The organism is Solibacillus sp. FSL R7-0682 (assembly GCF_038005985.1).
Classification (GTDB): domain Bacteria; phylum Bacillota; class Bacilli; order Bacillales_A; family Planococcaceae; genus Solibacillus.
In genome coordinates this window covers 2,094,479-2,107,532 of record NZ_JBBOUI010000001.1, presented here as the reverse complement: position 1 = coordinate 2,107,532, position 13,054 = coordinate 2,094,479, and the positions used below count along the sequence as shown (strand labels likewise).

The following is a 13,054-nucleotide window of genomic DNA, read 5'->3' as shown; positions in this document are numbered from 1 at the left end:
TTTATGCTGTTGGTTGTACTTCTGGTGTATATTTCGCTGATAAAGTTTTATAGCCTATAACGAATGCTACAAATGCCAATGCAGATGCACCAACTAAGATGAGTGCAAGCACAAGTGCATTTGAGGAAAGCATTGATACATCGCCTAAAGAGATTACAGATTTAAAGCCCGCATTCGAGTATGTTAATGGTAGGAACGAGCTTAATGCTCTCAAATTCTCAGGAAGCATTGGAATTGGTAAGTTCGAGCCTGTAATAGACAATTGCGCTACAATGAACACAAGTCCGATAAAGCGACCTACATGTCCTGCTGCTGACACTAAGAAGAATACGATTGACATAAACGTTACACTTACTAAAATCGCAAATAGAATAAATAATAGAACGTTCTCTACTTGTAGCTGTAATACTACAAGGGTAAACACAGTAACAAGCAATGCTTGAATTGTTGCAAATAGAGCCAATTGTAGCCATTTGCTCACAAACCAGCTAATAGCTGATTTTGGCATAACTGCAGGCTTTTTAAAGTCAACGAAGAACGATAAAACAAGCAGCCCTACAAATAACGCTAATGATAAAATGTATGGTGCAGTCGAATCACGGTAATACTCGTAGGCATTCACCTTCTCACCTGCTAAAACTACAGGAGAAGAGAACATTGCGATATTATCATCCGTAATTTTTATTGCTGCTACTTGCTCAGCACCACCTTCAAGACCAGCCGTTAATTCTAAGCTTCCCGCCTGTAGACGATTCGCACCATCATTTAACGATGTGACACCTTCTGTCATTGTTTGCCAGCCTGTTGCTACCGTTTCATTCCCTGCACTAATTTGTGCTAAGCCATTTTTCAAGCTCGTTGCACCAGCACCAAGTTGCCCCCATGAAGAAGCTAATGTTTTATTTCCATCTGCCACTTGTGATGCACCACTTGATAAGCGATCAATCCCTGCTCCTAAAGCTTTTTGTCCAGTAGCTAACTGATCAATACCTGCAACTGCTTGCCCTTGACCTGCAACTAATGAATTAATGCCCCCGACAATTGTCGTTTGGCCAGCAACTGCATCTTCTAAGCCAGTAGTTAAAGCGGGCATGCTTTGTGCAATTTGTTGTGCCCCACTATTTAGTGCATTTGCACTTTGTACTGCTACTGGATAAATTGTACCTAACTCTGTTAAACCCGCACTTAATGCTTGTAAATTTGCACGGTACGTTTCTAATCCTGGCGCTTGTGATAAGCCTTGTAGCAATTGTGCTCCAGCAGCTAATTTTTCGATGTCCGCTTGTTTCGATTGTAAAACAGTAGCTAATTGGTTTAAGCCATTTGCTAAGCCAGGATTACTAGCAGTGCCATCTCCTAATGCAATGCCTGCATAAAGCTGATTTGCACCACCTGATAATTGTTGTAATCCTGCTAATAAATTTTCACTACCAGGCTGTAATTGCTGTAATCCAGTATAAATTTGTTTTGAACCAGTTTGTACTTGTGTAATTCCTGTAATTAACTGATTCGAACCAGCTTTTAACTCACCTGCACCAGCTGCTACTTGCTGTGAGCCATTCGCAAGCTTTTGAATATTACCAGTACCACCTGAAATTGCTGAAACTAATTCCCCTGCACCAGCATCAGCTGATTTTGCTCCTGCTGCTAAAGTTTGAATATCAGCAGATTTTTCAGTTAAACTAGTTAGTAATGTATTTGTACCTTGAGCTAACTGTGATGTACCATCAACGATTTGCTTAGAACCGTCTGCTCCATCTGCAAAGCCAGTTTCAATATCTGTGAATCTTGAGAATACCGTACGAGCATAAGTAGCCGTGATTTTATCCCCTAATTGCTCACGCAGCTTCTCTACCGCACTATTTGTCACTTGTGCACCCATGAAGTTTAGACCTTCATTTTGAATATAGCGAAGCTCTGGCACTTGCGGATTCGGATCAAGTACAGTTGTAACCTTTTGAGAGAAATCTTCTGGAATTTCAACGACCATGTAGTACTTTTGAGTATCCAGCCCCTTTAAAGCTTCCTCTTCACTAACAAAATGCCAACCTAAAGAATTACTCTCTTTAAGCGTTTCCATTAAATCATTACCAACATTAATTGGTTGACCGCTCGATACGCCACCCTCATCTTTATTAACAAAGGCAACTGGCAAATTGTTTAAATTGTCGTAAGGACCCCATGTAGCTGATAATAAGATGGCTACATAAACAATTGGGATTAACATGACCCCGATAAGTGCAAAAAGCAATCCTTTACGATTTTTGAGCGATGATAGCTCTTTTCCGAATAACTGAAATGATCCCATACAAAACCCCCTTTGTACTTCTATTTTTTTAATACGAATGAATATCCACTCATCCGTATATGAATAAATATATTCTATGTTTTTACATTTTTCTACTAAAAAATGTTTATTTTTTCTACTTATTACGTGAATTTTGTTCATAAAAGTATATAAAATAAAGTATTAAATAATTGCTATATAACTTATTACTAAGTAAAAGTTCACTTTTTTGACATAAAATAATATTTAAAAATATAATCTTTTTTATTTTAGTTATAACAATTTTACTTAAAAAATTTTTATAAAAAGTGCTATTTTCCTAGATAGAAAATCCTCTTTATTATAAAAAAATCACTGAACAGATTTACCTGTTCAGTGATTTTTGCTCATTATTTTGTTTTTGGAGCTGCTACATCTGTAATACGACCTTCAGTTGTATATTTCACTTCTTTTAGTGATAATAGCTGCTCTTTTAAGTTTTCCCAATCCGATAAGCCTAAATCCGTTACACGGTTTTCAGCATAGGCTTTTTTAAATACTTCATAGTTATCTCCACCTATAGCTGTGAAGGCATTTGTCGCAACTGTATATGTTTCATTATCTTTGATATCTACATACGCTTTAGTCGCTTCATCAAAATATTTTAATGAAACAACACGAGCGCCAGCTTCTTTTGATGAATCATATTCTAATTTAGCACCTGCAATGTGTAAAAAGCCACCGTGTTCTTTTGGGGCATCTTTTACTGAATGTTCAAAGGCTGCTTTTAATTCTGCTCCAGTTACATCCATTAGTGCTAATGTATTACCGTTTGGTAACACAGTAATGACTTGTCCTGTTGTTACGTTACCTGCAGGAATTTCAGCTCGAATTCCTCCACCGTTTTGTAATGCCATAATGACATTTTTCTTCGTAAATTGCTTTGCTTTTGCTAGCATACCGTCCGTAATAATATTACCAAGGGCAGTTTCACTACTACGTACACTTATTCCTACTCCCTCAGATGAACGCGGTGTCACTAATGCTTCTGTTAATGTTACGCCAATTTCTATAGAAGAAATAGTATCAACTTTTTCCTTAAACGGCGCTAATAATTTTAATCCTTCTGCATCATCTACATAATCAGCAATTTTTAATAGTTTCCCATTGTGAGCTACTACTACACCCTTTTCATCGAATCCAACATCTAAAGTACCTAAATAATCAGCATATTGATAAGCTTGGACAATTAATGTTGCATCCTTTTTCTCACCAACTGTATTTGTATCAACAATAAATGGTTCATCCAATCGAGTATGTGAGTGACCACCAACAATAATATCGATTCCAGGAACTGCTTTTGCAAGTTCTTGATCGTTGTCTACCAACGCATTGTCATCAAATCCGATATGCGTTAGCGCGATAATTTTATTTACACCTTTATCTTCAAATGCTTTTACAGCTTTTTTTGCTTCTTCAATATAGTTTTCAAATTTAACTGCGCCTGGAGAAGCAATCGATTCTGTCTCAGCAGTAGTTAAGCCAAAAATACCAACCTTTTCCCCATTAATTTCTTTCACAATACCCGAGTAAATTTTACCGTTTTCTGGTTCACTACTAATTAAATCAGAGAATAAACCGGTAAACTTCGCATCTCCTGAAAAATCTACATTAGAAGAAACGACTGGGAAATTTGCCCCTTTAATAAAGTCTACTAAAGCCTGATGACCTTCTGGAGAAGAGCCTAAATCAAACTCATGATTTCCTAACGTAAAATAGTCCACCTTTAAAGCATTTAAAAACGGTAAGTCTGCTTTACCATGGAATTCATTGAAGTAAAGTGTGCCGTTAAAGACATCTCCAGCGTGTAATAATAAAGCTTCTGGGTTTTCTTTACGTACTTCATTTACTGCAGTCATTAATTTCGGGAAGTTTTCAACACGCGCATGCGAATCATTAAAATGCATTAACGACATTGTATAGTCGGATTCAATTTGCTGTTCTGGAACTGGGTCTGGCGTTACCTCTGGATCTGGTTGTGGAGTTGGTAGGCTTGATGTTAATACTACAGCTAAAACGCTTGCTAATTCTCCTCGTTGCAATTGTTTTGTAGGGTTTACTTCAATATTTACTTGTTTTAAGATTTCCTGTAAATCTACAAGAGAAGCTACATTTTCAAAAATCATTAATAATTGACTATGTGTAATCGTATCATTTGGTCGGAATGTGTTATCGGCAAAGCCTTTAATAAAGCCTGTTGAAACTAAAGCAGCAACCGAACTATAGTAATAGTGTTCTTCTTTCACATCTGTAAAGCCCGGATTTACAACATTTCCAGTATCTAATTTTAGTACATTTGCAATCATTTTAGCTGCTTGACCACGTGTGATCGTTGCGTCCGGCTTGAATGTACCATCGCCAAACCCTTCAATGATTCCAGCACTTGCTAGTACTTGAATACCTGCATAATATGGATGTGATTCTTCCACATCTTTAAAAATTTGCGTTTCTGCTGATACACCTGTTACTCCTACGATTGCAGCTGTTACAGCCGACACAGTAGCAACTGAATACATTTTACGTTTTTTCGACATCGTTCTACCCCCAAAAATTAATTTGTACTACAATATTGATATTATCGAAAACTATTTAAAATTTCTACATTTTATAGTTTTTTTAAAAAAAAATTTGAAAAATTGTAATTTTAAAGGTTCTAAGTAAAATGTTGGGGTAGTGTCATATTGATTCTTCAATTGGCACTGCCTCTTTTTGTTGTTTCTAATATAGTCCGTTGATTTCCATTACGGGCGGACGCTTTCCGCGGGCACGGCCTGAGCCTGTAGTCTCAGGCGTCGTGCTGTTCCCGCTGGAGTCTGCCGCCCTCCATTCCAATCAACTTTCTATTAACCAAGGTGAATCCCTACATTTTTATATACATGATTTAGTAATATCTTTGCTTTATAGTGTTCAAATTTACGGAATCCATAGGCATTCCTTTTTAATACTTTGGAGGTATTTTTAATCCCTTCTAAAAATCCATTAGAATAACCAAATGCATAGCTATTTAGAATTTCTTTTTGCCAGTTCTTAAACGTTTTTATTGCTTTTAAAAAGGCTGGATTTTTTGTTTCTTCAACCTTTCGGTAGAAGTCATATAATTTCACTTTCACTTCTGATACACTTTCTTTTTTCGATTCTCGTTGCCACTTCTTATAAAGTTCTTTTAATTCATGTGCTTCCTTCAATTCAGTGGACATATTGATATAACGATTTAAGTACCAACGTTCTTTTTCGGTTAATTTGTGTTCATCCTTATGCAAGACATAGCGCATTCGCTTCGCCTTTTTACGGTCATAAGAATTCCATTCATTTTGGACTTTCCGACGTACTTCATCCACAGCCCAATGAATATAGCGACAGTAATGAAAACGGTCAGCCACAATAACAGGACGATTTAAAGCCTTCTTTACTGCTGCTTTAAAGCTAGGATTCATATCCATCACAACGATTTCGACATCTGCCCCATTTTCTTGAAGATAGTGTTTAATTGTTTCTTTTCTACGATTTGGCAAAATATCAATAGGTTCATGTGTATCTGCGTTTGCGATTATCAGTTGATAAGTTCCAGCATCTGTATCTGCTTTAAATTCATCGATCGCAATCGCTTTTGGTAAACGTACCTTTTCTGGTAATTGATGAACAAGCTGTTTAAAGCGTCGAATCACTGTTGATGAAGATGTACCAAGTACATCTGCTGCTTCTTTAAAAGTTTTCGCTTTAACCGAACGAATACGAACAACCTGATTCCATTCCTTTGAAAAGCGTTGGTAACGCTCGACAAAAGGGGAATCTTCACTAAATCTTTTGCCACAAGAACAGCGGTAACGGCGTCTTTTATAAAAGAGAACGGTTAAACGTTCAAACCACTTTAAATGTTTGATTTTTTGAATACGATAATCGTGAACTTTATCTGTTAATTGACCACAATCTGGGCAAGTATGTTCTTTTTGAGGCATCGAAACATGAAGAACAATTCGATTCTTCTGTTCCGTCATTTCATTGATGATTACTTCTTTTAATCCTGGGATGTTCATGGTAAAATTCATAGAGCACAAATCACCTTTCTATATCTTGTTTCTAGTCAATTCAAGTATATAAAAAAGTGTGATTTTGTGCTTTTTTTATGTGAATTTGTATGAACACCCCAACAAATATTGTAGAACCATTTTAAAATAAAAAAAAGGTAAAGTCGCAAGGACTTTACCTTTTTTTAAAAGTATTTACAAAGAGTTACTCAGCAGCTTTTGCACGTAATACCATTTGTAAGATACCACCGTGACGGTAGTAATCTACTTCTACTTCTGAATCGAAACGAGCTAACGCTTTGAATTCAGTTACTTTACCTTCTGGAGAAGTAGCAGTTACTGTTAAGATGTCACGTGGTTTAACATTGTCAGTTAAGTTAACTGAGATTGTTTCATCACCTTTTAATCCTAAAGTATCAGCAGATTCGCCAGCCATGTATTGAAGTGGTAATACACCCATCATTACAAGGTTTGAACGGTGGATACGCTCATAAGATTGTGCGATTACAGTTTTAACGCCTAGTAAGAATGTACCTTTAGCAGCCCAGTCACGAGAAGAACCCATACCGTAGTCGTTACCAGCTAATACTACTAAGCCAGTACCTGCTTCTTGGTACTTCATGCATGCATCGTAAATGTACTCAACTTCACCTGTTGGCCAGTAAGTAGTGAAACCACCTTCTGTACCTGGAGCGATTTGGTTACGGATACGGATGTTAGCGAATGTACCACGCATCATTACTTCGTGGTTACCACGACGTGAACCGTAAGAGTTGAAATCACGGATAGCTACGCCGTTTTCAATTAAATACTTACCAGCTGGTGTATCTTTACCGATTGCACCTGCAGGAGAGATGTGGTCAGTAGTGATAGAGTCACCGAACTTAGCCATTACACGTAATCCTTCTAAAGTTTGGATCGCACCTGGCTCTTTAGAAAGACCAGTGAAGAATGGTGGGTTTTGGATGTAAGTTGATTTATCATCGAAAGTATATAAGTTTTCAGTTGAAGTTTCGATTGCATTCCAAGCTTCGTTCGCAGTGAATACTGTTTCGTATTCTTTTTGGAATAATTCACGCGTTACAACACGGTTTAATACTTCGTTAACTTCTTCAGTTGATGGCCAGATATCAGCGAAGAATACTTCTTTGCCTTCTGGAGTTACTGCGATAGCGTCTTTTTGTAAATCGATGTCTACAGTACCAGCTAAAGCGTAAGCTACAACTAATGGTGGTGATGCTAAGAAGTTAGCTTTTACTAATGGGTGTACACGGCCTTCGAAGTTACGGTTACCAGATAATACAGAAGTTACGAATAAATCGTTTGATTTGATCGCTTCTTCAATTTCTGGTAATAACGGACCTGAGTTACCGATACATGTTGTACAACCGTAACCAACTGTGTTGAATCCGATTGCATCGAAGTATTCTTGTAAACCAGAATCTTCTAAGTAACCAGTTACTACTTTAGAACCTGGTGCTAAAGAAGTTTTAACCCACTTCGCAGGTTTGATTCCTAACTCAACAGCTTTTTTAGCAACTAAACCAGCAGCTAATAATACGTATGGGTTAGAAGTGTTTGTACAAGAAGTGATTGCAGCGATTGCTACAGCACCTGCTGGAATTTCAACATCACCTTCAGCGAATTTAGCTGTTGAAGTTTTGTCGAATTCTTCTTCTGTTAAACCAAAGCCTTGAGTACCTTGTGGAGCTACTACAGAGTTACGGTATACAGATTTCATATCAGTTAAAGGAATTAAATCTTGTGGACGTTTTGGACCAGAAAGGTTCGCTTCGATGTCTGCAAGGTTAATTTCTAATACGTCAGTGTAAACTGGCTCTAAATCTGGGTTAAAGAACATGTCGTTCGCTTTTAAGTAAGCTTCTACAACTGCAATGTGTTCTTCGTCACGGCCAGTTAAGCGCATGTAGTTAAGAGACTCTTCGTCAACTGCGAAGAAACCACAAGTAGCACCGTATTCTGGAGCCATGTTTGAGATAGTAGCACGGTCAGCTAATGGTAATTTAACAACGCCAGGTCCGAAGAACTCAACGAATTTGTTAACTACGCCACGAGCACGTAATACTTGAGTAACTTTTAATGCTAAGTCAGTAGCAGTTGTACCGTTTGGTAATTCACCTACTAATTTAACACCGATTACATCAGGAATTGGGAAGTAAGAAGGTTGACCTAACATACCAGCTTCTGCTTCGATACCACCAACACCCCAACCTAGAACACCGATACCGTTGATCATAGTTGTGTGAGAGTCAGTACCTACTACTGAGTCTGGGAATGCTACTAAGCCTTCTTCTGTTTCGTTCACGTGAACGATTGGTGCTAAGTACTCTAAGTTAACTTGGTGTACGATACCTGTTGCAGGTGGTACAGCGCGGAAGTTATCATAAGCAGTTTGAGCCCATTTTAAGAAGTTATAACGTTCAGCGTTACGCTCGAACTCTAAATCCATGTTCGCTTGTAATGCAGCTGCGTTACCATATTTGTCTACTTGAACTGAGTGGTCAATTACAAGGTCAACAGGAATAGCAGGGTTGATTTTAGCTGGGTCTCCACCCATTTCTTTCATTGCAGAACGTAATGAAGCTAAGTCAACTACTACTGGTACACCAGTGAAGTCTTGTAATACAACACGTGAAGGCTTGAATGGTACTTCCGCTTCTTTGTTGTGTGAACCGAATTTTGCTAATTCATTTACGTGTTCTTCTTTGATTACGTAGTTATCGTACTGACGTAATACTGATTCTAATAATACTTTGATTGAGTAAGGAAGGCGTGATACGTTTGCGATACCAGCTTCTTCAATTGCAGCTAAACGGAAGTAGTTATACTCTTTACCATTTACTTCGAATGAAGCGCGGCTGTTGTGTAAGTTTGCCATTGTTATGTTCCCCCTAGTTTTTCTTAATCGAAAAGGTTGTAATGCTCTTTTCTCCAACGCTAATAATAGCCTATATTCACACATAAGTAAATTGCATAATTATTATCTTTTACGATAAGTTTTATTTATGACCTATCGGAAAAGCGTTTTTATTCTACAATATTATCGAGAAATTATAATCACGCTGAAATCATTTAGCTGACTGCATTTTCCAACAAAAAATTTTCATGGGACCTCATGTAGAATTTTTGAGAATTAACTATAAAATTGATGATAAATTTACATGTCAAACTCCCCAGAATTATTGTAGAAAAACATTATCACCCAATATTTTAGTTCAATTTGAGCCAACGTTGGATAAAGATGGAGACAATTCCCCGTAATTTTTCACTTCGATTTGAAAATTTCAAATAAAAGTAGAGTGTTTTGGAAGTCGCTAATAAATTCGTTCTTGCTTTAAACCAATTTGCATCATAGCCGCGCTCGAACGCTACCATTTCCAAATAATCATATAACTGCTCGATCCATTCAATGAGTAAGTCCTCGTCAATCTCCTTTCCTAACAAAGCTTCAACAATATTACAGAAGCGCTCTTCCTCATCATCTTGGAATACATATCCCTTCCATAAGTTTTGACGGATCCCCTGTAAAATATGTGCTGTATATTGAATTGGATAATGAGTATGTTGAATAATTGCACATAAAAGATCTGTAGTGTGCGCAATACTATGTGCCCATCCTGATAGTTCATTTACATAACTGCGTAAATCCTTTTCCTTTGTAAAAAGAGTAAGTGCACTTTTTGTTATTTGTTCAATTTCAATTTCATTTAAAAATTGTAGTTGGCGATCAGCATGTACAATAGCTGTTAAAAAAAGCGCTGAGAATGAACGTTGAAAAACACTTGTATCTCCAACTGCTCCAATTTCATAGAGCAGGCCTTCAGATGATGTTAAACGTTGTACATAGTGATGAATGATTTTTTCTGGTATTACATTCTCTGATAGCAATTGAAGAAATAAACGGTAATTTTGTTGATCTCTTAGTTGTGCATTGTCATTTCCAACCTCTGCTAATAGTTGCTCAAATATTTCTTCATTGTTTAATACATATTGTGCACGGTCCATTGGTGTTAATGATAATAATTGATCATAATCTTGCTGGTACAATAAAATTCCTCCTAAATCAGTTCCATATTGTCATTGTAAGAGACAATAAGCAGTTTGACTAGGAAGAACGACTCTTAAATAGGATTTACAAAGCAAATGCTTCATCTGCTTCAAATAATTCTCCAACCTCAATGACACGATCTGAAAACTTCTTCACAACAGTTAAATCAACTGCGTTATAAAAATTTGTCAGGACAATTGCCGTACATTCAAATTGCTTTTCCTTTTTTGCTTGAAGAAATTGTTGGATAAAGCTAGATGACAAGTAGCTGGAGCCGTCTGTCACAAATAATACATCCGCTTTTTTAAATTCACTTTTTAATAAAATGTCCAATGATTCTCGTAATGGATGTTCGTAATTTGTCCCGCCACCTAGAAAACTATTACTAAACTCAATCAGCTCCTGTGTCGTAGCTTGACCTTTCAAGAAGATTTTAACTTCTCCCAGCTTTGTAGCGAATGGAATAATTGCAAAATCACGTTTTTGATTTCTTGCTATCATTAAGAGCGCGATACAAAATGCTTTACTTTGTTCTTTAATCGACGTCATCGAACTACTTTCATCGATACAAATTATTATCGGACCTCTGCCTTTTTTCTCTTTCCCGTTCGTATCAAAGATAAACGTTTGCTGCTCACTAAAGCGTCTTAAAAAGTCAACTTTGCGATTAGGAATCATATAATTCGCCATTTCAGCCGGTAATAACCGCGATATTTCTTGGCCAACGGTAATTTTATTTCGCTCCATCGTTTGTTTTTGCTTCATTTTTTGTTTTTTCAACACGATTTTTTTAAAGCGACCAACCAGATTAGCAATTTTCCGAAGCTCCTTATCGTTCCGTAATTTTTCTGCCAGCTCGAATTGATCAAGTAGCGGAATTTCTTCTCGTTTTTTTCCATCCATTGTACCTACCGCAATAATAGACTTTTGCGTATTACTTACTTTCTTTTTATTCCGTTGAATCATCGTAGAGATTGTAGAATCGTTTAGGTTTTGTAAAAGTGTCGAAAATTGATTGTGATTATGCAGTGGAACGACAATTGTTTGACTTCTCTCATTCTCCAATAATTTTTTCAGCTGTTCAGCCATTCCAATCGCTGTTAATACACTAAACATTTCGTCTCCTTTCGTGAGTTCATGCCAACGGATATATTCCTCATTTCGTAATAGCTTATAAATAAATGTGTCATGAATTTTAATAGGGTGCATATCTTGTTCCCGTATTTTTGGATGACGTCCGAAAAATGCATACCAGCTGTCACCGATAATATTTGTAAAACCGGGTAATAGTTTTTCGCCTTCTATACAAATATTATTCAACATCTTTGCCATTTTTAATAATTCATTAAAGCGTTGTTGTAGAAGCGGTGAAATGTTCAATATGGAATGACTATAGAGTAACCGTATATTTGACTCCATCATTAACCTCCTTTTAGAAAAAATACACCTTGCACGAGGTTGCACAAGATGTTTGGGCTAATATATTTATTTTTTCGGTAGCCATTTTACTTTAAAATCCAATAACCTTAGATGTCATTTGTAATAAACGTTTATGCATGTCCATTTTTAAGTTTTGTAATTCTGGGCGATTCGGTAATTGGCGATTCATATTTTGTACTTCAATAAATAACGTTTTGCCTTGCATGAGAAGCTCACTTAATTGACTGCGTGCAACGGGTGTATTTCGTATGAGTAAATTTTGCGCATTTAATAGGATGAGATCAAACTCAGAAGTTGTCCGATCAATAAAGGTATCTACTGTATCAAAAGCAATTTCATTTATAATTTCCTCTGTTTTTTTCTTTTGCTCAATCGTATCCCATAAAATATTTTTAAGGATGTTTAGGTCAACATTGAGCACTACTACTCGTCCAGCTAAGTATGCCTTTGCTTTTAATATCGATAGCGCTTGCTTAAAACGGCGATCTGACGGACGAATCCCAGCATCGTGTAAAGCCTGACGAATTTTTGCAAGTGTTTTGTAAAGTGCATCCGATATGAAAACACGTGACACCTTCTCTTGATGTTCATATAACTCAACTAATGACAATTTAGGAATCTCTACATAACTTTGATTTTTTAACATTGCGATAAAGTCATCTTGTTGTCGAATATAATTCACTTCATAACGTAATAAAAATCGATCAAATAAAGCTTCTAGACCTTCCCCTTCTTCAATATATTCATTAGAAGAGCCCACTATCGTTATTAATGGACATGGGATTGGTATACCATTATTGTAATAAACCCGCTCATTAATTATTGTTAATAACGAATTTAAAATAGCTGAGTTCGCTTTAAAAATTTCATCAATAAACGCAAAATGAGCTTCTGGCAACATATTTTTTATATTTCGTTTATATAGCCCTAGTTCTAAGTCCTTTAAAGACAGCACGCCAAATAGTTCCTCTGGTGTACTAAATGGGGTAAGTAAATGTTGAAAATAATGGCTTTCTTCTACAATGTGTCCTAGCATTGAGGACAATTCACTTTTCCCAGTTCCTGCTGGACCAATAAACAGAAGGTGCTGCTTGGAAAGAATAGCTGTTATTAATGCTTCAATTTCTTCTTCCCTATCAAAAAAACGTTCATTTAATTTTTGCTGGATGAGTTGTAATTGTTTTGGCATTGCTT

Annotated in this window: 7 protein-coding genes; all 7 read right to left on the bottom strand. The window is 36.7% G+C overall.

Annotated features, from left to right (window positions below):
* Window position 1: 1 nt before the first annotated feature.
* Window positions 2–2,308 (bottom strand): YhgE/Pip domain-containing protein, encoded by a 2,307-nt coding sequence (locus tag MKZ17_RS10760; protein WP_340723735.1) that lies wholly within the window; start codon window positions 2,306–2,308, stop codon window positions 2–4.
* 368 nt (window positions 2,309–2,676) lie between these two features.
* Complete coding sequence (locus MKZ17_RS10755) at window positions 2,677–4,860, bottom strand: 5'-nucleotidase C-terminal domain-containing protein (RefSeq protein ID WP_340723734.1); 2,184 nt, start codon at window positions 4,858–4,860, stop codon at window positions 2,677–2,679.
* Window positions 4,861–5,169: 309 nt separating this feature from the next.
* Window positions 5,170–6,372 carry an ISL3 family transposase gene (locus MKZ17_RS10750; RefSeq protein ID WP_340723733.1) on the bottom strand — a complete coding sequence of 401 codons (1,203 nt, stop codon included), beginning with the start codon at window positions 6,370–6,372 and terminating at the stop codon, window positions 5,170–5,172.
* Between the two features lie 184 nt (window positions 6,373–6,556).
* Window positions 6,557–9,250, bottom strand: coding sequence for an aconitate hydratase AcnA (gene acnA / locus MKZ17_RS10745; protein WP_445326908.1), 2,694 nt, complete (start codon window positions 9,248–9,250; stop codon window positions 6,557–6,559).
* 332 nt (window positions 9,251–9,582) lie between these two features.
* On the bottom strand, window positions 9,583–10,419 hold the full coding sequence (locus MKZ17_RS10740) for a DUF2785 domain-containing protein (RefSeq protein ID WP_340723732.1): 837 nt from the start codon (window positions 10,417–10,419) through the stop codon (window positions 9,583–9,585).
* An 85-nt stretch (window positions 10,420–10,504) separates the two neighbouring features.
* Window positions 10,505–11,839, bottom strand: a complete 1,335-nt coding sequence (locus MKZ17_RS10735; protein ID WP_340723731.1) for a vWA domain-containing protein — start codon at window positions 11,837–11,839, stop codon at window positions 10,505–10,507.
* A gap of 91 nt (window positions 11,840–11,930) precedes the next feature.
* Window positions 11,931–13,049, bottom strand: coding sequence for an AAA family ATPase (locus MKZ17_RS10730; protein ID WP_340723730.1), 1,119 nt, complete (start codon window positions 13,047–13,049; stop codon window positions 11,931–11,933).
* Window positions 13,050–13,054: the final 5 nt, after the last annotated feature.